18 protein-coding genes are annotated in these 20870 nt (G+C 72.9%); 9 read left to right on the top strand and 9 right to left on the bottom strand.

Annotated elements, in window-relative coordinates; translation table 11 throughout:
• The first annotated feature begins 49 nt into the window (after positions 1 to 49).
• From ACODT5_RS19695 to ACODT5_RS19710, 4 genes are all read left to right on the top strand, one after another.
• Positions 50 to 1225, top strand: a complete 1176-nt coding sequence (locus ACODT5_RS19695; protein ID WP_422520627.1) for an acyl-CoA dehydrogenase family protein — start codon at positions 50 to 52, stop codon at positions 1223 to 1225.
• Positions 1226 to 1364: 139 nt separating this feature from the next.
• On the top strand, positions 1365 to 2540 hold the full coding sequence (locus tag ACODT5_RS19700) for an acyl-CoA dehydrogenase family protein (protein WP_422520628.1): 1176 nt from the start codon (positions 1365 to 1367) through the stop codon (positions 2538 to 2540).
• Positions 2541 to 2650: 110 nt separating this feature from the next.
• Positions 2651 to 3511: a 3-hydroxybutyryl-CoA dehydrogenase gene (locus ACODT5_RS19705; protein ID WP_422520629.1), complete on the top strand. Its 861-nt coding sequence runs from the start codon at positions 2651 to 2653 to the stop codon at positions 3509 to 3511.
• Between the two features lie 133 nt (positions 3512 to 3644).
• Positions 3645 to 4277: a TetR/AcrR family transcriptional regulator gene (locus tag ACODT5_RS19710; protein WP_422520630.1), complete on the top strand. Its 633-nt coding sequence runs from the start codon at positions 3645 to 3647 to the stop codon at positions 4275 to 4277.
• Between the two features lie 94 nt (positions 4278 to 4371).
• Here the strand turns inward: ACODT5_RS19710 and ACODT5_RS19715 are convergent, their stop codons facing one another.
• The 9 genes from ACODT5_RS19715 to ACODT5_RS19755 form a co-directional block, all read right to left on the bottom strand.
• On the bottom strand, positions 4372 to 5787 hold the full coding sequence (locus ACODT5_RS19715) for an ATP-binding protein (RefSeq protein ID WP_422520631.1): 1416 nt from the start codon (positions 5785 to 5787) through the stop codon (positions 4372 to 4374).
• Entirely contained in the window at positions 5784 to 6515 is a 732-nt protein-coding gene (locus ACODT5_RS19720; protein ID WP_422520632.1) for a response regulator transcription factor, read from the bottom strand. The genes ACODT5_RS19715 and ACODT5_RS19720 overlap by 4 nt, the downstream gene beginning before the upstream one ends.
• A 27-nt stretch (positions 6516 to 6542) precedes the next feature.
• Complete coding sequence (locus ACODT5_RS19725; RefSeq protein WP_422520633.1) at positions 6543 to 7121, bottom strand: hypothetical protein; 579 nt, start codon at positions 7119 to 7121, stop codon at positions 6543 to 6545.
• Positions 7122 to 7182: 61 nt separating this feature from the next.
• Complete coding sequence (locus ACODT5_RS19730; protein WP_422524967.1) at positions 7183 to 7980, bottom strand: cytochrome c biogenesis CcdA family protein; 798 nt, start codon at positions 7978 to 7980, stop codon at positions 7183 to 7185.
• A gap of 32 nt (positions 7981 to 8012) precedes the next feature.
• Positions 8013 to 8642 carry a TlpA family protein disulfide reductase gene (locus tag ACODT5_RS19735; RefSeq protein WP_422520634.1) on the bottom strand — a complete coding sequence of 210 codons (630 nt, stop codon included), beginning with the start codon at positions 8640 to 8642 and terminating at the stop codon, positions 8013 to 8015.
• On the bottom strand, positions 8639 to 9406 hold the full coding sequence (locus ACODT5_RS19740) for a thioredoxin family protein (protein WP_422520635.1): 768 nt from the start codon (positions 9404 to 9406) through the stop codon (positions 8639 to 8641). Before ACODT5_RS19740 ends, ACODT5_RS19735 begins: the two co-directional genes overlap by 4 nt.
• Before the next feature lie 331 nt (positions 9407 to 9737).
• The gene (locus ACODT5_RS19745; RefSeq protein ID WP_422520636.1) at positions 9738 to 10301 is read right to left on the bottom strand and encodes a hypothetical protein; all 564 of its coding nucleotides are present in this window, start codon (positions 10299 to 10301) and stop codon (positions 9738 to 9740) included.
• A gap of 231 nt (positions 10302 to 10532) precedes the next feature.
• The gene (locus tag ACODT5_RS19750; protein WP_422520637.1) at positions 10533 to 11378 is read right to left on the bottom strand and encodes a CAP domain-containing protein; all 846 of its coding nucleotides are present in this window, start codon (positions 11376 to 11378) and stop codon (positions 10533 to 10535) included.
• A 212-nt stretch (positions 11379 to 11590) separates the two neighbouring features.
• Positions 11591 to 12712: an Orn/Lys/Arg family decarboxylase gene (locus ACODT5_RS19755; RefSeq protein ID WP_422520638.1), complete on the bottom strand. Its 1122-nt coding sequence runs from the start codon at positions 12710 to 12712 to the stop codon at positions 11591 to 11593.
• Positions 12713 to 13167: 455 nt separating this feature from the next.
• On the opposite strand from ACODT5_RS19755, the gene ACODT5_RS19760 reads away from it, so the two are divergent.
• From ACODT5_RS19760 to ACODT5_RS19780, 5 genes are all read left to right on the top strand, one after another.
• Positions 13168 to 14148 carry a hydroxyacid dehydrogenase gene (locus ACODT5_RS19760; protein ID WP_422524968.1) on the top strand — a complete coding sequence of 327 codons (981 nt, stop codon included), beginning with the start codon at positions 13168 to 13170 and terminating at the stop codon, positions 14146 to 14148.
• Between the two features lie 53 nt (positions 14149 to 14201).
• Positions 14202 to 15416, top strand: a complete 1215-nt coding sequence (locus ACODT5_RS19765; RefSeq protein WP_422524969.1) for an alpha-L-fucosidase — start codon at positions 14202 to 14204, stop codon at positions 15414 to 15416.
• An 89-nt stretch (positions 15417 to 15505) separates the two neighbouring features.
• A complete protein-coding gene (locus ACODT5_RS19770; RefSeq protein ID WP_422520639.1) occupies positions 15506 to 17866 on the top strand; it encodes a fibronectin type III domain-containing protein in 2361 nt (786 codons plus the stop codon).
• Complete coding sequence (locus ACODT5_RS19775; protein ID WP_422520640.1) at positions 17785 to 18378, top strand: hypothetical protein; 594 nt, start codon at positions 17785 to 17787, stop codon at positions 18376 to 18378. The genes ACODT5_RS19770 and ACODT5_RS19775 overlap by 82 nt, the downstream gene beginning before the upstream one ends.
• Positions 18379 to 18525: 147 nt before the next feature.
• Complete coding sequence (locus ACODT5_RS19780; RefSeq protein ID WP_422520641.1) at positions 18526 to 20673, top strand: hypothetical protein; 2148 nt, start codon at positions 18526 to 18528, stop codon at positions 20671 to 20673.
• The last annotated feature ends 197 nt before the right edge of the window (positions 20674 to 20870 follow it).

Below are 20870 nucleotides of genomic sequence, written 5' to 3' on the forward strand. Positions count from 1 at the left end.
ACACCTCAACTCCTCCCTCGCTCAACCCCCTTAGGCCCTGGAGAACGCCATGGACTTCCGCTACACGCCCGAGCAGGCCGACCTCAAGGCCCGCGCCGCCGCCTACGCACGCCTCCTGATGGGGTACGAGGACCAGTCCGAGGAGGCGGGAGGCCCGCTGCCCGCCGAGACGGTCCGCGAACTGACCCGCGCCGCCATGGACGCCGGCGTCTACGCGATCAACATGCCCGCCGCCTGGGGCGGGGCCGGCCTGTCCCTGCTGGACCAGGTCATCGTCGAGGAGGAGTTCGGCAAGGTCACCAACTGCCTCTGGGACATTCCCTGGCGGCCCGCGAACGTCCTCGCCCACGGCACCGGGGCGCAGCGCGAGAAGTACCTCCTGCCCGTCATCCGGGGCGAGCGCTTCGACGCGTTCGCGGTCACCGAACCCGGGGCGGGCTCGGACCCCGGCTCGTGCACGAGCACGGCGACCCGCACCGCGGGCGGCTGGCTGCTCAACGGCGAGAAGTGGTTCGTGACCTGCGGTGACATCGCCGACTTCCTGCTGGTGCAGGCCGATGCGGGCCCGGAGCGGGCCGCGACCCTCTTCTTCGTGGACAAGCAGGCGCCGGGCGTCGAGATGACGCGGGTCCCCCGGTTCATGCACTCCGCGGTGAACGGGCACCCCGAGTTCACCTTCACCGATGTCTTCGTCGCCGACGAGGACGTGCTCGGCGGGGTCGGCAACGGCTACGAGCTGACGAAGGAGTGGTTCACGGACGAGCGTCTGATGATCGCCGCCCGGACCGTGGGGGCGGCGGAGCGGGCCCTGGAACTGGCCCGCGACTGGGCGGTCGACCGCCGCCAGTTCGGCTCCCCCATCGCCGACTTCCAGCTGATCCAGGGCATGCTCGCCGACTGCGCCGTCGACATCGCCGTCAACCGCGCCTACACCCACCAGGTCGCCTGGGAGGCCGACCAGCCGCACACCGACCCCAAGACCCTGCATGCCAAGGCGTCGACGGCGAAGCTCGCCGCGAGCGAGGCCGCGGGGCGGGTGATCGACCGGTGCGTCCAGATCTTCGGAGGCCGCGGCTACGACCGCTCGTACCCCGTCGAGCGGATGTACCGGGAACTGCGCGTCGACCGGATCTGGGAGGGCACCTCCGAGATCCAGCGCCTGATCATCGCCAACGAGCTCGTCAAGCGGGGTACGGGGGCACTCGCGCTGCCCGGCCGCTCCTGACGGACCCCTGCACCGCCGACTGCGCCACCGCGCCTGCCGCCCCCGTCACCACGACCACACCACGAACCACGACCCCGACCCGGACCCGGACCCGGACCCCGACCACGACCACGACCACGACCACGAGGACGAACACACCATGGACTTCCGCCTCACCGCCCGTCAGGAAGAGCTCCGCGACTCGGCGCGCGCCCTCACCGGGTTCATCATGAAGTACGAGCTCGACTGCGAGGAGAACAACGGCCTGCCCCCGCAGGCCCACACCGAGATCCGCGACGCCGTCCTCGACAGCGGCCTCCAGGCCGTCAACATGCCCGCGGAGTGGGGCGGCGCCGGCCTGAGCATCCTGGAGCAGGTCACCGTCCAGGCCGAGCTCGGACGGCTCACCGGCGCCCTGTGGGACATGGTGTGGCGTCCCGCCAACGCGCTGTCCTTCTGCACGCCGGAGCAGCGCGAGCGGTACCTCGTCCCGGTGATCCGGGGCCGGCGCCGCGACTGCTACGCGGTGAGCGAGCCCGAGGCCGGCTCCGACCCGCAGAGCCTGCGGACCACGGCGACCCGTACGCACGACGGCGGCTGGGTGCTGAACGGCGAGAAGTGGTTCGTCACCGTCGGCGACCACGCGGACTTCATGATCGTGCTCGCGGCCGCCGGGGAGGAGCGGGCGCCGACCCTGTTCCTCGTCGACAAGGACACCCCGGGCATCGAGATGACCCGGGTGCCCCGCTGGATGCACACCTTCGTCTACGAGCACCCCGAGTTCACCTTCACCGAGGTCCGCCTGCCCGCGGACGCCGTGCTCGGGGAGGTGGGCACCGGCTACGACATCACCCGCTCCTGGTTCACCGAGGAACGGCTGATGATCGCCGCGCGCACGATCGGGGCGGCGGAGCGGGCCCTGGAACTGGCCCGCGACTGGGCGGTCGACCGCCGCCAGTTCGGCTCCCCCATCGCCGACTTCCAGCTGATCCAGGGCATGCTCGCCGACTGCGCCGTCGACATCGCCGTCAACCGCGCCTACACCCACCAGGTCGCCTGGGAGGTCGACGAGGGCGTCCTCGACCGCAAGACGCTGCACGCGAAGGCCGCCATCGCCAAGCTGTCGGCGAGCGAGGCGTCCGGCCGGGTCGTCGACCGCTGCCTGCAGATCTTCGGTGGCCGCGGCTACGACCGCTCGTACCCCGTCGAGCGGCTCTACCGCGAACTGCGCGTCGACCGCATCTGGGAGGGCACCTCCGAGATCCAGCGCCTCATCGTCGCGGGCGAACTCGTCAAGCGCGGCACCGGCGTGCTGCGGATGCCGTCCTCCGTGTGACCGGGAGCGGCGGTCCGGGCCGCGCCCGCGGTCCGCGGCCCGGACCGCCGCCGCATCCGTCCGTAGGAGAACCGTCCGAGTCCGAAGAGGGAGAGGGAGAGGGAGAGCCGATGACCGATGTCGAACGCGTCGGGATCGTGGGGTGCGGTCTGATGGGCTCCGGCATCGCCGAGGTCTGTGCCCGCGCCGGGCGGGACGTGGTGGTGGTGGAGACGAGCCGCAGTGCCGCGGACGCCGGCCGGGAGCGGATCGTCCGCTCCCTGGCCCGCGCCACGGCCGCCGGAAAGCTCACCGAAGCCGAACGCGACGCCGCTGTGGGCCGGATCGCGATGACCACGGACATGGACCGGATGGCCGACCGGGACCTCGTCGTCGAGGCGGTGGCCGAGGACGAGCGGGCGAAGCTGGAGGTCTTCGCCCGGCTCGACCGCGCCGTCGGGCGCAGGGACGCGGTCCTCGCGACGAACACCTCCTCCATCCCGGTGATCCGGCTGGCCGCGGCCACGTCCCGGCCGGAGCAGGTCGTCGGCCTCCACTTCTTCAATCCCGTCCCGGTGCTGCCCCTGGTCGAGCTGGTGCCCTCCCTGCTCACCTCCGCGGAAACCGTCCGGCGCGCGCGGGAGTTCGCCTCCGGCGTGCTGGGCAAGCAGGTCGTCCACGCCGAGGACCGGGCCGGGTTCGTGGTGAACGCGCTCCTCGTTCCGTACCTGCTCGCCGCCGTACGGATGGCCGCGTCGCGGACCGCGTCGGCCGAGGACATCGACCGGGGCATGACCCTGGGGTGCGCGCACCCCCTCGGGCCGCTGGCGCTGGCCGACCTCATCGGGCTGGACACCGTCCAGGCGATTGCCCGGTCGATGTACGCGGAGTACCGCGAGCCGCTGTACGCACCGCCGCCCCTGCTGGCGCGGATGGTGGACGCGGGCCTGCTCGGCCGCAAGACCGGCCGGGGTTTCCACACCTATTCCTGACCGCGATGCCCCGGCGGACCGGAGCCCGGAAGCCCCATGCGCGAGGATGGGGGTCCGGCGGGCGGGGCCGCCGGGGCCCTTCCACCCACCCACGCACCCCATCCGACGGGTGCCGACACGGGGAGCAGCCCACGTGACCAAGGCCGAGCGGGCACTCGAAACGCGTGAGCGGATCCTCACGGCCGCGTGCGAAGTGATCGCCGACATCGGTTTCGAGCACGTCAGCATGCGCAAGGTCGCCGAGGCCGCCGGTGTCTCGAAGGCCCTGCTGCACTACCACTTCGACACCCGCGAGAAGCTCTTCGCCGAGGCGATGACGCACTCCTTCGCCAAGACCGGTACGGACACCGGCAGCGAGGACGATTCGCTCCCGGCAGCCGCCGTCCTGGCCCGGATCGTACGGAGCATGCTGCCCACGGACGCCGAGCTGCGCCAGGACTGGAAGCTCTGGCAGGAGCTGTGGGTGCGCGCCCTGCGGGACGGCGCGGCGCGGGACCTCGCCGTGGACCTGTACGACCAGCTGCACGCCTGGGTCGCCGGAGTCGTGGAACGGGGCATCGCTTCGGGCGAGTTCACCGACTGCGACGTCGCGGAGGTCGGCACGCTGGTGCTGGCCCTGTGCGACGGCCTCGGCAACCGGCTGATGCTGGAGGACCCCCGGCTCGACATCGCGACGGCCCAGTCGACGATCTGGCGGGCGATCGCGCCGGCCCTCGGGATCGCCCCCGTCTTCCCCGAGGTCGCGTCGGAGGTCCCGGCGGTCTGACGGCGCGGTCCGCCGCGGGGCTCCACCGGCGGTCCGCCGCGGGGCTTCAGCGGCAGGCCGCCGCGGGGCTTCACCCGCGCGCCGCCGCGGGGCTTCACCGCCCGCGCGGCCAGCCCGTACGCCGCCGGGAGGCGCGCGGCCCGCGCCGGGACGGCAGGGGTGCCGCGAGGCCGAAGACCACGGTGATCCGGGCGCCGCCGCGGGGGCCGCGGGAGATGCGCACCGAGCCGCCCGTGACGGAGCCGGCCCTGCGGGCGATGTCGAGGCCGAGCCCCGAGGAGCCGGTGCTGCTTCCGCGGGAGAGGGCCTGGTCCGGTTCGGGGATGCCCGGACCGTCGTCCTCCACGACCAGTTCCACGGCCTGGGCGGTGCGGGCGACGCGCACGGCGAAGGGGGTGCCGGGCGAAGTGTGCCGGAAGACGTTCCCGATGAGCGCGTCCACCACGGCGGCCACGTCGTCCTCGCAGAGGCCGACGGCCGACGGCTCCTGGGTGAGGTCGAGGGAGCACGGGCGGTTCTGCTGCTCCGCCAGGACCGCCCAGAAGGCGGTGCGGCCGCGTACGACGTCCGCCGCCTCACAGCGCGGTCCGGCCGGTCCGGGGCGCGCGGCCTGGTGTTCCGTACCGGCTTCCGTACCGGTTTCCGGGCCGAGCATGCCCTGCCCCATCGGACCCACGGCGAGCGGGGTGCGGGCCGCGGTGATGATGGCCCGGAGTTCCGTTTCCAGTGCGCACACGGCGGCCTCGACCCTGGCCGACTCCGGTGAGCCGGCCATGCGTTCCGTGGCCAGGTGCAGGGCCGTCAGCGGGGTGCGCAGCCGGTGGGACAGGTCGGCGACCAGTTCGCGCTCGACGGCGAGGAGCTCGGTCATGCGGTGGGCCATGGTGTTGAAGGCGATGCCCGCGTCGCGCAGTTCCCGTGGGCCCATGGGGTCCACGCGGGCGTCCAGATTGCCTTGGCCCAGGGCCTGGGAGGCGTGGGCGAGCCTCTTGGAGGACCGGACGACCTTCGCGCCGAGGCGGTCGGCGACCAGTACGGAACCGCCGACCAGTCCGACGGCGAGGAGGAGCATGACCGCCCAGGAGGCCGTGACCCCGCGGGTCAGCTCCTGTTCGGGGACGAAGTTCTCGATGACGGCGACCTGGTCGCCGGGCAGTACCACCGGCTGCAGGCAGATCCAGCCGCCGGGAATCCGTTCGGATATGGACTCGCGGCCCTGCTCGGCCCGTTCGAGCAGCGCCGCGGGGGCCCGGGACGTGCCGAGGACGGGGGCGTCGGGCAGGTGGACGACCACGTACTCGGCCGCGTCCAGGCTGGCGGCGGATTCCCGCAGGGCGGACGGATCCGTGGTCAGCGTCAGTACGGGGGCCAGGGCGGCGGCCCGCTGCTCGGCGGCGGTGACGCTCTGCTCCTTGACGAGCGACATCACCAGGGCGGCAAGCGGTATGAGGAAGGAGAGGGCGACCATGGACGTGACGGCGAGCGCCACTCCGGCCAGGGAGCGTCTCACCGCGGCGCCACCAGCTTGATGCCGACGCCGCGGACGGTCAGCAGGTAGCGCGGGGCGGCCGCGCGTTCGCCGAGCTTGCGGCGCAGCGAGGACAGGTGCACGTCGACGGTCTGGTCGTCCACGTACGGCTCGCGCCAGACCTCGGTCAGCAGCCGCCGTTTGGAGACGACCTGGCCGGTGTGGTGGGCGAGGAAGGCCAGGAGGTCGAACTCGCGCCGGGTGAGCCGGAGCTCGCGGCCGGACAGGTGTGCGGTGCGGGCGCCGGGGTCCACCGCCAGTTCGCCCACGGTGGTGGGGCGCAGCGGTTCGGCCGCCGCCGGCGGGCGCGGACCCCCGGCTCCGTGTGCGGCACGGGCGGGCGGCAGGTGGCTGGTACGCCGCAGGACGGCGGAGAGTCGTGCGATGAGCTGTCCCCCGGAGAAGGGTTTGACCAGGTAGTCGTCGGCGCCCGCGTTGAGGAGCCGGATGATTTCCGCCTCGTCGTCGCGTGCGGTGGCCACCAGCACGGGAACGGAGGAGATGCCCCGGATCATGCGCAGTGCGTCTCCTCCGTCCAGATCGGGCAGCCCCAGGTCGAGGACCACCGCGTCGAAGGGCGACTGGGTGACCTCGCGCAGGGCGCCGAACCCGTCGCCCGCGCTGCGGACGGCATACCCGTGCTCCGCCAGGACTTCGATGAGTGACTGGCGGATGCTGGGGTCGTCTTCGACGACCAGGACGCTCGGCATGGGCACACCTTAGGTGAACGTTCGTTCCTATCGGTCCGCGAAGGCCGGGCCCTCGTCGGTGACGTGCAGGTGGACGGGGCGGTCGGAGACCGGAATGGTGCAGCCTTCCTCGGAGCTGCAGCTCGCGTACCCGAGCAGGACGGTCGCGTCGCCGTTGCCGCCCCCGTCGCCCTTGCCGTCCAGGCGGACGGCCAGTGTGGTGGTGACGGGTCCGTCCGGGTAGACGGGGACCCGGGCGTCGACGCCGGGCACGCGGATGGTCCGTACGTCCGCCGCGGCCTTCAGCTTCCCGTCCGCCCGCAGGACGCCGGTGACGTCCATCGAGGTCGGCCGGCCCACGCCCTCGATGCCGGTGGCGGGCAACTCGGTGCTGTAGAGGTGGAAGCCCTTCTCCTCGGGGGTGAACACCGCGGTCAGGGTGGCCCTCGGCGGCTGCCAGTCCGAGACCGAGAGGGTCACGGTGACCCCGTTCTCGGTGAAGCTCGTCGTGGGCGCGGAGCCGGTCTTCGCGGGCTGCCCGCCGCAGGCCGTGAGCGCGGTCAGGGAGAGCAGGACGGCCGCGAGGCGGGCCTTGCGGGAGTGGTGCGCGTACGGGGACACGTTCATGGCCGTGCTTTCGTCAGGGGAGGGAGGGGCAAGGGAGAGGCAGAGAGGGCTGAGCCCGGCGCTAGACGGCCGTGGTGTACGCCGCGCTCCACAACTGGAGCCGGTACACCAGGTCGTTCCACACGCCCGTGGCCAGCAGGACGCCGACGAGGACGAGCATGCCGCCGCCGATCCGCAGGACCCACTGGTAGTGCCGTTTGACCAGGCCGAAGGCGCCCAGGGCCCGGCGGAAGGCCAGGGCCGCGAGGATGAACGGCAGGCCCAGCCCGAGGCAGTAGGCCGCCATCAGCAGGGCTCCGCGGGCCGCGCTCGCCTCGCTCCAGGCGAGCGCCTGTACGGCGGCCAGCGTCGGGCCGATGCAGGGGGTCCACCCGACCGCGAACACCGCCCCCAGCAGCGGCGCGCCCGCCAGACCGAGCACGGGCCGCCGGTGGCTGCGGAACTCCCGCTGGGTGAAACCCGGCAGGAACCCCATGAAGGACAGCCCCATCAGCACGGTGAAGACGCCGAGCACCCGGGTGACCACCTCCTGGTGGGCCAGCAGGGTGCGTCCGGTGTACCCGAACAGGGCGCCTCCGGAGACCAGGACGGCCGTGAAGCCCAGGACGAAGAGCAGCGCGCCTGCCGCCATCCGGCCGCGCTGCCCGCCGCGGGCGTCCGCCAGGTCGGACACCGACAGGCTGGTCACGTAGCTCAGGTAGCCCGGCACGAGCGGCAGTACGCACGGCGAGAGGAAGGAGACCAGTCCCGCGAAGAAGGCCACGGGGGCGGCGACGGCCGGCGTCCCGTGGAGGAGGGAGGGCGCGGCGTCCGCGGGGGCGAGCGCCACCATCTCCGCGGCCGTCGCCATGCCGGTCAGAGCGGTCAGCGCCGTCACGCCGGTGAGCGCCGTCATGACGCCTCCTGCGCGACGCGGGTGAGCAGGGGCCTCAGTTCCTCGTCGGTGACCGCTCCCCCGATGCTGACGGCGATGCGGCCGTGGCGGTCGATCACCAGGGTCGAGGGGATGGTCTGCGGGTTGAGGAGCGCGGGCGGAAAGCGGAGCAGGAGCTCGCCGGTGGGGTCGTGGAGGCTGGGGAACCCCAGGCCGTGCGCGCGGACGAAGGACTGCGCCGCCGCACGGTCCCGGTCGCGGGTGTTGATCCCGAGGAACCGGACTCCCTGCGTACGGGTCTCCCCGCTGAGCCGCTCCAGGTCGTCGGCCTCCGCGCGGCAGGGCCCGCACCACGATCCCCAGACGTTGAGGACGACGACCTGGCCCCGGAACCCGGCGAGGCCGAGCGGCTTTCCGTCCAGGTCGGCGCCCTCCAGTGCAGGCGCCTGCGGTCGGGCGCCCGCGTCCACGACCGCGGCCGCGGACATGGGCCTGACGGCGGCGTTCCCCGGGCCGGCCGGCTCCCCGCCGTCGCTGCCGTCGCCGCCGTCGGGGGCGGCGCCCGCAGCGGCGTAGAGGCACCCGGCGAGCGCCACCGCGAGGCCGGCGCCGGCCAGGACGGTGGCGCGTGGGACCGCACGTCTCATGACGCCCACTTGCGGAGGAAGGAGCCGATGCCGTCCGAGGTCAGGGCGGGATTGCCGGTGACGTGCGTGTCGGTGCGCACGGTGCCGGACGGCGAGACCACGACCAGGACGGGCATCTTGTACGTCCCGCCGGAGGGGCTGTACTTGCGCAGGAGGGCGGAGTTGGCGGAGCTGTTGCCGCCGATGTCCACCTTGACCAGGTGGTACGAGGCTCCGAGGAGCGATGCCGTCTGCGGCTGGGCGAACACCTTGTCGGCCGCCTTGCAGTTGCCGCACCAGTTGGCGCCGAAGTCGAGCAGCACCATGCGCCCGTCGGCCTTGGCCGCGCGCAGCGCCGCGTCGATCAGCTTCTGTGCGTCGGCCGAACTGTCGTAGCCGGGGCCCGGGATCCGGGCAGCCGGGGCGGGCGCGGCGGAGGTGCGGGACGGCTTGGGGGCGGGCTTGGCGGGCTTGGCGGGCTGGGCGCGCGAGGGGGTGGCCGAGGCCCTGGCCGACGCGGAAGCCGATGCCGATGCCGACGGCGGCGGCGGCGTGGCGGACGCCGACGGGGACGCCTCTGCGGACGCGGAGGCGGACTCCGTCCCGGCCGGGAGGGCCTGCGACGGCTGTCCGGCCGCCGCCGGGGCGGCGGCCCCGGTGGTCTGGGTGGACGGGCCGCACGCCGCGGTCAGCCCGGCGGCGAGCACCGCCGCGGTCACCAGGGCGGAGCGCGGGCGCGTGGTGCGACGGGCTGCGCGGACGGGTCGGAGTATGCGAGAAGTCATGGCGAAGACACCCCAAGGCACGGTTCGGAGTACGGGAAGCGCGAGACGCCTTCCGGATCGGTGGACCCGGTGGCGCGACGGCTCGACGGTGCGGCGGCTGGACGGAGTTGCCCGGGCAGTCGTGCCCGGGCAGTCGTGCCCGGACGCCGAAGGCCGCTCGGCTGACGCGAGCATAGGACCGCTGGGAGCCGCTGGAACCGGGTGAGCGCGATCTTGAGGTTCCCCTAAGGAACAGCTCACCTTCCGCTTCATGAAGCTCGGGCGATGAGCGTGCACAAGGGTGTGGAACCCCCAAAAAGCGGGGTGAGGGTGTCGAGTGGCGCGGACCGGGTCAGAAGGACGTTTCGCGCACGCTGGCCCTTGCCGACGGGTTGATCGTCGCCGTGATGACCGAACGGTGGTCCGAGCTGGAGAACGTGACGGTCAGGGTGTCGTCCGCGGTCTGCGAGGTGCCGGCCTTGTAGCCCCGGCTGGGCACCGCGGAGATCAGGCACACGCCTCGGCTGCCGTAGCGCACGGTGACCTTGCCGCCCTCCGAGGGGACGGTGTGCAGGCCCGGTCCGCCCTCGTCGCAGTCGACGCGCGGTGTGGGTGCCGGCGGTCGCGGAGTTCCCGTCGTGGCCTTCGCGGACGTGGGCGTCGAAGCCGGGGGTGACGGCCGCCCGGTCGCGGAGGGCGAAGCACCGGGGGTGGCGCTCGGGGACTGCGGGCTCGGGGACTGGCCCTGCGTCGCCTGCCAGGCCGGCGGGGTGTCGACGACCATGGGGGCGGACCGCGCGACGGGAGGCGTGTGCCTGGTCGAACCGACCACGAACTGCACCGTGGCGAGCACGGCGGTCACGCTGGCGGCGGTGCACGACAGCCATATGAGCAAGTAGCGCGGAATTCGGGGCACGGCCCCATAGTGACCGACCCGCCGGCCCGCGCGTCACCGCCTCCCCCCGAAAGGACGCGGCCGGCCGGCCCGCACGCCGGCCGGACCCCGATCCGGCCGGGAACGCCGACGTCCTCCGGACCCGCGTACGGGCCGGAGGACGTGTGCCGGGCCCCGTGGGGAGACGGGGCGGCAGGTGGAAGTGGCTGGGGGAGGTGGAGGAGTGGGGTGGGGCGGGGCGGCGGGGAGTTCCTACCTCGGCGCCCCGAAGTTCTGCGTCCACCAGGGCCCTCCGTCGCCCTTGTGGAAACCTATGCCGATCTCCTTGAACCCGCAGTTGAGGATGTTGGCCTTGTGGCCGGGGCTGTTCATCCACGCCTTCATGACCGCGGCGGCGTCCGCCTGACCGCGGGCTATGTTCTCGCCCAGGCGGGACCAGCCGTATCCGGCGGCTTCCACACGGCTGGTCATGGTGGAACCGTCGGGCCCGGTATGGGACATGACGCCGCTGCGGGCCATGGTGTCGCTGTACGCCCGCGCCGCGGCGCTCAGCTTGGCGTTCGCGCTCAGCGCGCCGCAACCGGCCGCGGCCCGCTCCTTGTTGACGATGGACAGGACTGCGGACTCCACACCGGATGCACCGGAGGAGCCGCCGGAACCACCCGAGCCACCCGAACCGCCCGAACCGCCACCGGTGGTCGCGGAGGGCGTACGGGTGGGGGGCTTGGGCGGCTTGACGGCCGGAGTCGATGCCGCGGGGGCCGGGCGGCTCGCCGCCGCCGACTTCGTGGGGGTGGCGGATCCGGTGGCGGCGGAGGTGGGCGTCGCGGACGGCATCGCGCCCGTCGCGGACGCGGCGGCGGCGGAGAGCGTGGGGGCGGCGGGAGAGGGGGTTGCCACCGCCTCTTCGCTACCGGAGCCCGCTGCCCGGGAGTTCGGCCCGGTCGCACGGCCACCGTCGTCGGGGGCGGCCACCGCGACCCCGACCGCCACCGCCGCGGCCGCCGTCGTGAGGGACAGCACGATGCGCGTGCGCACCGTCTTCTTCCGTCGCGCCTCGACGCGGGACGGGGCTCCGGGGGTTCGGCTGCGGCTCATGCCTGTGGCACCTCTCGGCGAGAAGGAAGGACGGTCCCCGAGCGTAGGCTGATGACCAGCGAAAACGGCGGCCCGGAGGCCTTCTTCAAGGTCCCTTAAGGAAGCCCGCAGACTCGGCACAGGTCGGCGCCGTCAACCGGGCGAGCTCGACCAGGCTGATGAGGACCGGTCCGTACTCACCTACTTACTCGCTCACTCACTCACTCACTCACTCACCAGGGATAGGCCGGCTCGTCCACCACGCGCAGCGCCTCCACGCCCGCGTCCGCAGCGCCGTACACCCGGCCGCCCCGCGACCTGGCGAGGAGTCGCAGGTACGCGACCGACTCCGCCGTGACGACCTCGCCGGGCAGCAGGACCGGAACGCCGGGCGGGCACGCGGTCACGGTGTCGGCGGACACGCGTCCCACCGCCTCGGCGCAGGGCACCACGCGGTGGCCGCCGAAGACGGCCGCCCGGAGGTTGAGACGACACGGCCCCTGCTCCGGCAGTTCGACCCGCAGCGGTTGCGCGGTGCCCTGCGCCTCGGGCGGCAGGGCGTGCAGCGCGTCGAGGAGCCGGTCGACGTCCGGTACGGGGCCGGTACCCAGCGCCAGCGTCAGGACGGTGTCGGTGGCCCCGTCGACGCTTCGGCCGAGGCCCGCCGCACCGAGTCCGCGGAGCGCGTCACGACCGCCGAGGCCTCCGACGCGGGTGTTGACGGCGATGCGCAGCGGGTCGGCACCGGCGATCCCCGCGAGGTCGCCGAAGCCGTCCGCGACGAGCGAGAAGCGCCCTTCCCGCCGAATGGCCGCGGTGATCGAGGCGGCCGCCTCGAGCGGGGCGGGGACGTGGCCCCCGCCCCGGGCGAACGGCTGGGCCGGCAGGTCCGGCAGGTCCGGCAGGTCCGGCAGGTCCGGCAGGTCCGGCAGGTCCGCGCAGCTCGGCCCCCGAGTGAGGTCGACGGCACGTTCGATCAGGGGGCCGATCAGTTCGGCGTACGGCCCGTCGCCCAGTCGCAGGACGGGAGTGGGGCCGGAGGTGATCGAGAGGTCGGCGCCGTGCGCGAGGGCGTCGGGCAGGAGTGCCGGGTGCCGGCCGGGGAGCGGGGACCGCCAGGTCTCGTCCACGATCAGCGGGATCCCGGCGGTGTGGGCGGCCTCGGCGAGCGATCGGACGTCGGCCACCGCTCCGTACCGGGTGGGCGAGACGACGAGGGCGGCCATGTCGCCGCGTCCGCCGGCCGTGGCCGCCAGGTCTTCGGCCCGTACGCAGTGCGCCACTCCGTGCGCCAGGTCGAGGGTCGGCCGCAGCCAGTGGGCGTCGAGGCCGGACACGACCAGGGCGTCGAGCACCGGGGCAGGGCGGTCGAGCGGTGTTCCGTGCGCTCGTGAGTCGGGCCCCGGTGGGACGCGTAATTCCGCCTGTCCCAGGCGGTTTGCGGTGACATCGCCCGGGGGTTCCGCGAGCGGTCCGGTGCGATGCCTCGAATTTTGGCCACCACGACGATCGCAGTCAAGAGGAGAGATCGATATTTCGATCTAACGACCAATGTGGTCGATCGATTCACCTCGCACCGTCCCACAACAGGAGGCCCAAGCCCGCAACTTCGACCTGAACGCAGCCTGGAGCAGCAGGATTGCGTCCGTACCGCTCAACACGGTCGCTGAACTCGTTTCGATCGATCGCTCTATCGATCTTGCCGATCATTTAAGCGATCAATATGGTCCTCGCCATGACCGCCACGCCTCCGCACAGCCCCGCGACGCTCCCGCCGGTGAAGCCACACCGTCCGCGGCTGCTGATCGCCATGGATCCCGCCCTGGCTCCCTCTCTGCTCGACGAGGTCACCCTGAACCGGCTCGCCGACGTCTCGGAGGTCGAACCGGCCCTGGTCACCGACGACTTCTCCCGGGCCGGCGTACTCGGCGCGCTGCGCGAGACCGAGGTGCTCCTCACGTCCTGGGGATGCCCGCAGATCGACGAGCTGGTCCTGGCCTGCGCCCCGCGGCTCAAGGCCGTGGTCCACGCCGCCGGATCGGTTCGCTGGCACATCACCGAAGCCTGCTGGGACCGGGGCATCGAGGTGTCATCGGCCGCCGCGGCCAACGCCCTTCCCGTCGCCGAGTACACGGTGGCCGCGATCCTCTTCGCCAACAAGGGCCTCCTGGAAGTCCGGGACGAGTACCGTCGCGTCCGCGGCGAGCAGGACTGGCGCGCCCGATTCCCCGAAGTGGGCAACTACCGGCGCACCGTGGGCATCGTCGGGGCCTCCCGCATCGGGCGCCGGGTGATCGAACTCCTCGCCCCGTACTCCTTCGACGTCGTCGTCCACGACCCGTACCTGAGCGGGGCGGCGGCCGAGCGGCTCGGCGTGCGCCGGGCGGAGCTCGACGAGCTGTGCGCGGTCAGCGACGTCGTCAGCCTCCACGCGCCGGCGACTCCCGAGACCAGGCACATGATCGACCGGCGCAGGCTCGGTCTGCTGCGCGACGGCGCCACCTTCGTGAACACCGCCCGCGGCTCGCTCGTCGACCAGGAGGCGCTCACCGAGGAGCTGCGGACGGGCCGCATCCGGGCCGTCCTCGACACGACCGAGCCCGAATGCCTGCCCGCCGACTCGCCCCAGTACGACCTGCCGAACGTGTTCCTCACCCCGCACTTCGCGGGCTCGTTCGGGACGGAACTGCGCCGGATGGCCGACCTGGCCGTGGAGGAGCTGGCCCGGTACGCGGCGGGGCTCCCCTTCGCCCATCCCGTGCGCCGCGCGGACCTGGACCGGTCGGCATGACCATGCAGCCCTGGTTCACCGGGGCCAAACTCGGCATCTTCGTCCACTAGGGGATCTACGCCGTCGACGGCGTGGCCGAGTCCTGGTCCTTCTTCGGCGGCGACCTCACCCGCGAGGCCTACATGAAGCAGCTCGAAGGGTTCACGGCCGCGCGCTACCGCCCCGACGACTGGGCCCGCCTGTTCGAGCGGGCCGGCGCGAAGTACGCCGTGCTCACCACCAAGCACCACGACGGCGTCGCCCTGTGGGACACCGGCCGCACCGACCTCTCCGTCGTCGGCCGCTCCCCCGCGGCGCGCGATCTCGTCGGCCCCTTCACCGAGGCGCTGCGCCGGCGCGACCTGCGGGTCGGCCTGTACTTCTCCCACTCCGACTGGAGTCACCCCGACTACCCGACCGTCCGGCCCTCGGCGCTGCACCGGCCCTGGGTCGACAACCGGTTCGCGATGCCCGCACCCGGCGACGAGGAACCCGAACGCTGGGAGCGCTACCTCGAACAGGTGCACCGGGGGCAGATCAGGGAGCTCCTCTCCCGCTACGAACCCGACCTCCTCTGGTTCGACGGAGCCTGGGAACGCGACGCGCACCAATGGCGGATGGAGGAGCTGCGCGAGGAGGTGCTCCGGCGCCGGCCCCGCACGATCCTGAACGGGCGGATGCTCGGTCACGGCGACTACGCGACACCCGAGCTCGGCGTGCCGATCCTGCCGCCCGAGGGGCCCTGGGAGCTCTGCTACACCATCGGCGACGCCTGGGGCCACCAACCGCGGGACACGGCGCACAAGTCCGTCGGAGAGCTGGTCCGCGTGTTCGCCGAGACGATCGGCCACGGGGGCAACCTCCTGCTCAACACGGGCCCCCGGGAAGACGGCACGATCGCGCCGGAACACGCCGAACGGCTCGAAGGCCTCGGCCAGTGGATCCGCCGCAACCAGGAGGCCGTCTATCCGACGGGGCGCGGCATGCCCTACGGCCACCACTACGGGCCCTCGATGCTCGGCGGGGACCGCCGCACCCTCTTCCTCGTCTGCTTCGACGTCCCGCGCCACTTCGTCGAGGTCCGGGGCCTGAGGAACACCGTCCGGAAGATCTCCGTGCTCGGCACCGGTGAGGAGCTCGGCCACCGGGTCGTCGGCGGCTTCCCCTCGCGCAGGGTGCCCGGGGTCGTACGCATCGACGCCCCGGCCCGCTGCGACCCGTACGCCACCGTCATCGCCCTCGAACTGGACGGCGAAATCGAGCTCTACCGCGGCGAAGGCGCCGGCTGACCCGCTCCGGCTCCGGCTCCGCGCGCATGTGACTCGCCGTCCGGCAGCTGGTGCACGACCAGCTCCCCCACTGATCCATCGGAGAAGAGATGCCCAGAGCCCTACCGTCCCGGCTGAGCAGGGCCGCCGTCGCCGGTGCGACCGTCGCGGGGGTGCTCGCGGTCTCGATGCCGGCGCCCGCCCATGCCGGGGCCGCCGCGAACCTCGTGGTCAACGGCGACTTCGAGCAGGCCGGCGCCGACGGCTCGATCGTCGGCTGGCCGCAGAACGAGACCCGGGCCAGTGGTCGGGCCCAGGTCGTCGACGGCGCGGGCCCCGACGGCAGCCGGGCGCTCGCCCTCGACCTCGGCGACCCGCACGACAAGGCGGCCATCGGCCAGGACGTCCCCGTCCCGGACACCGGCACGTTCCGGGCCTACCGGATCACCTTCGACGAGCGCGCGGTGGGCCTGTCCGGCTACGGCGGCGACCTGTGGGCGCGCAACTTCGGCCACGACGCCCTCGTCGGCCGGGTCACGGGAGACACCCCCTGGCGCAAGGCCGGCGCGGTGGTCCTGGCGCGACCGGGCGCGCCGGCCTTGAACCTGCTCCTCGCCCTGGAGCGGAGCACCGGCCGGATGCTCGTGGACAACGTCAGGGTCGAGCGCGTCGAGGGCGATGTCGTGGGCGCCAACGTCCAGCCGACAGGCGCCGTCCAGCTCACCTGGAACTTCGCCGCGCTGCCGCAGGAGCAGCCTCCGGCCTCCTACGAGGTCCACCGTTCGGCCGACCGGGAGTTCACGCCGGGCCCGAAGACCCTGATCCGCACGGTGCCGGCCGCTTGGACCGCCGAGGACGGCTCCGCCCTCCCCGGCAAGCGGTACACGTACAAGGTCGTCGCTCTCGCCGCCGACGGCACGAGGCTCGCCACCACCGCCGCCGAGACCGTCACCATGCCCGCGCGCTTCCTGGACGAGCAGCGGACGAACGTGCTGACGGCCACCGCGACGGACGGGAGCGCCCGTCTCGCATGGCGGCTCGAAGCCGGCGACAAGACTCCGGTGACCTTGCTGGCGGGCGGCCCGGAGGTCGCCGAGGGCAAGCCGGACGAGGCCCGCAAGGTCCGTACGTTCGGCGCCGACGACACGGTCGGCGCGCTCACCCTGAGCGCCGGGGACCTCGGGAGCGCGACCGGGTTCGCCCTCACCGGAAAGCACGGCGAGGTCCTGGCCACCGCAAGCCTCGGCAGCCTGCGGCACCCGCGCATGGGCGTGACCGACGAGCGGCTCACCGCGATCCGCTCCGCGATCCAGCAGACCGGCACCCCGAAGGCCACGTACGACGGCCGGGTCGGCCGGGTCGCCAAAGGCCTGCCGGCCTACAACTACCGGCCCGGCGAGGCGCAGGCGGCCCTGGCGCACGACGCCGCCCTGCTCTACCAGGTCACGCAGGACCCGGCCTACGCCCGGATCGCCTACGAGGCGACGGTCGAGTCCGGCCGGACCATGCCCTTCGTCAACGGCACCGCACATGCCGGAGCCGCCGCCCTGGAGACGGCCAATGCCGCCACTCCCCTGGCCACCGCCTACGACTGGGCGTACCCGGCATGGACGCAGGAGCAGCGGACCGGGGCCCAGCAGGTGCTGCAGCGGGTCACCGCCTACCTGGAGGTCTCCTACCACCCGAACTTCGCCCTCCCGGCCAAGCAGAGCAACTGGACGGCGGTGGTGCGCGGCGCCGAGCTGGCCCTGCCGCTCGCGGTGCGCGGCGACGGGCCGTTCGACCTGCAGGAAGGCCGGATTCCGCAGCTCGTCGACGAGGTCGGGCGGCACCTGGACACGGCCTACTCGGAGTCCCGGTGGGACCAGGAGGGACTCGACTACTTCGGCTACGGACTGGGCGTCGGCGCGCCGGGCGTCACCGGCTCCCTCGACGCCGGCATCGGCGCGCTGCGCGCGAAGTGGGAACGCCCCGCGTTCGCCAACCTCCTGCTGCACGGTGTCTCGGCGCAGGCGGACAAGGCGCGCCTGCAGTGGGGCGTCTCCACGGCGACCGGCGCGGTGCCGGTCCCTGGCCTGATCTTCACGCAGGTGCCCGCCGACCAGCGCGCGGCATGGCTGTGGCAGTACGAGAGGACCGTCGGCAGCAGCGGCGGCGGGACCTACGGGCTGCTCCACTACCCCTACGGGCTCGCCCCACAGGACCCCGACGAGGCGCCGGAGAGCGTGCGCGCGGCGCTGCTCGACGACCACGTCGGCTCGTACCTGTTCCGGAGCCGGTACCAGGACAGGGACGACGTCCTGGTCGGAGTCCAGAACCGCAACGAGAACCACATCGGCTGGGGCGGCTCGGACACCTTCGCGCTGTCGCTGGTCGGCCAGGACGTGACGTGGGCGCAGCAGCCGGCGAAGAACACCGCCCGGCCGAGCTGTTCTCCAAGCCGCTCGTCGACGGAAAGCCCGAGCCCCTGACGGGCCGCGGCCGGACGCTGGAGTCGCGGGCGTACACGGGTCAGGGCGGCGGCTTCGTGTCCCTGGACGGCAGCGGCAACTACCGGCTCGCCGCGGCCCGGCGCGACATCGCCGTCGACCTGCGGCCGGCCGCGGGGGCGGACTCCGTCGTCGCGGTCCACGACGCCTTCGCCGACCCGGTCGCGCACACCTACGCCTGGCAGCTGTCGCCCGAGGCGGGCACGGCGATCACCCTCGGAGCGACCGAGTCCGGCGCCCGGACCTTCCTGTTCAGGAAGGGCGACGGCTGGCTCAAGGGGTGGATCCTGAACCCCGGAGGCGCGGAACTCTCCATCGAGAAGGGCGCGTTCAAGGTGACCCGGACCGGCACGGAGGCGGACTTCCGCATCGTTCTCGCAGTCGGCAAGGGCGCCTCGGCGCCCACGGCCGCCACCGAGGGCAGCACGCTCATGCTCGGCAGCACGGCCTACGACCTGGCCGACCTGAGGGGCCACCTCGAAACGGCGGGGTGACCGTGCTGCACGCCGTCACGCCAATGAGACTTAGTGCCCTAGTTGGCCCTTCAGCGTTGTAGTTGGCCTCGATGCGCGTTCCAGTCGGCCCGAGTGAGCATCACTGGTGTCCAGGGCATGCCAGAGATGGCTGGCACGATGCTCCGCATGGATCTCGTACACCCGCTCCACGGCCTGGATACTCGCCCTTGGCCTTCCCTCTCCCACGCGTACGGCACCGCGGAGGATGTTCCCGATCTGCTGCGGGCTCTCACCGACGCCGACGCGGAAGCGGCGGATGAGGCGTTGTCGGAGCTCTACGGAAGCGTTCTGCACCAGGGGACGGTCTACGCCGCCAGTCGGGAGGCGGTGCCGTTCCTGGCCGGGATCGCGGCTGCTGGCCATCGCACGGCAGACATCCTGACGCTGCTCGGTGGCATGGCCGAGAGCGAGGATGAGTACGGCGTGGCACCGGGCACGGTCCGGGCGGCTGTGGCGGACTGGCTCCCGTTGCTACTGCCCCTGCTGTCCTCACCGGAGCAGGGGGTCCGCCGTACCGCGGCCTGGGCTGTGTCCCACACCCGCGCGACCGAGATCGTCCTCCCTTCACTCTGCGCGCGCTGGGACGAGGAACCCGAACCCTCCGCTCGCGCGGAGGTCCTGGCGGGGATCGCACGGCTCGATCCGCAGGGCGGAGCGGCGGCGGCCGCCGCTGCTTTGGACCCGTCCCAGCCGGCCGAGGTGCGTATGGCCGCCGTCTTCGCCTCCCTCGACGCGGGCGTTCCGTGGACTGAGGCCATGCACACGACGATGCTGTCTCTGCTACCCGCCGATTCCCTGCGCTCTGATCTCGACCTCGAACGAGGCGAGCCGCTGGCTGCCGTCGTCGAGGCGCTCCTGGCTCGGGATCTGAGCGCGGAGCGCAAGGTGGCGTTCGCACTGGTCGAGGCCGCCCTGCACGACAGCCGGGCCGAAGTGCGGGGCGAAGGCCTCTGGGCGGCCGACCGGGCCTGCATGCTCTCCCGCAGTGCCCCACGGCACCTGGTGTCGAACCTGTGCGCGGCGGCCGTCGACGATGAGGCAGTGGTCGACATGGCGTCTCTTCTCGGCCGACTGGGCAGCGTCGCCGCACCGGCTGCCGACATCCTCGCCCCGCTCGCCGGACGGAACCTGGACCAAGACGACGACCACGCGGACCGCGCTTTGGCCGCGCTCGTACGTGTGGCACCCTCACAGGCGGCCCCGCTCCTCGCCGCCGGCCTGGGGCAGCGCCCGCGCGCCCTCGACGCGGCCGCCGGGTTCCGGAGCGCCGCGGACTCCGCCTTCTCGTACAGCGGCGAGCTCCTTGATGCGGTCCGGGACCGCCTATCCCGGCCTGAGGCCCTGAGCGGTAACGAACCGTGGCAGCTGACGAACCTGCTGGCGGGGTGGGGCGCCAAAGCCGCGCCGGCGTTGCCCGAGCTGTGCGCGGGACTCCTACACCTTCCCGGCCAGGCCGCCCAGGTCATTGCTTCCGTCGCTGCCGACTGCGCGCCGGCCGACCGCGCACGGGCTGTCACCTCGTTGCGGGCGGCGGCCGAGCAGGGAGTACTGCCCGCGGCGAAGGCCCTGCACGATCTCGACGGCGAGCTCGCGCCCCTGCTGCGCTGTCTCGACCAGGACCTCGGGCAAGGCGCCGGCCAGCTCCGGGAGGCCGCCATGATGGCTGGTTCACTCGGTACCCGGGGAGCGGCGCTCGCGCCGGCCCTGCGCGCGGCACTCAGGGGCCAGGACGGCGACACCACGCCGACGCTGGATACGGATACGGCCCTCGCTGAGGCTCTGTGGCGCGTCGCGGGGGACGCGGACGGTGTGGTCGCTGTTCTGGAATCGGTGTTCGCCCGCGCCGAACGAAACCCCTGGTCCCGGTGGTCGGTGGTGCGTGCTGCCCGAACGGCCGTCCTCCTCGGCCCCGCAGGACGGCCGCTCACTGCCCGTCTGGAAGCGGCCCTCGCCGACACGATGCAGGCGCCGGCCGCAGTGCGGGCCCTGGCGGCCGTGGCCGAACCCACCTTGCTGGACCGCACCGCACTCGCCGAGGCCGCCCTGCGGTCCGCCGAACAGGACGCCGATCCGACGGGTGCCTGCGACGCCCTGGAAGCACTCGGCCCCGACGCATTGACCGACGACCACCTGAGTCGACTTGCCGCCCTCGCCGACGGCGACGCCCGGATCATCTGCTCCGGAGTCGAAGACCGGATCATCGACCAGGACGAAGCCCTCCGCAAGCGCGCCCGGGCACTCCTCACCGCGTTCACGGACGCCGCAGCTCCTTGATCTGCCGGACACTGGCGGCTGCTCGATTCCAAACCAGGTTCTGCCCCGCACCATTCGTCCCAGGACTGTGAGCGTCGCAGTTGGCCGGAAGGGCCAACTGGAGCACTAGCTCACACCGATTGAGACTTAGCGCTCTAGTTGGCCTTACGTTCCTGGGACGGGATGGCCGAGCCCTTCGTATGGCGGGCTGCCCTGTG

It is taken from the genome of Streptomyces tatrensis, from assembly GCF_049310065.1.
Taxonomy (GTDB): domain Bacteria; phylum Actinomycetota; class Actinomycetes; order Streptomycetales; family Streptomycetaceae; genus Streptomyces.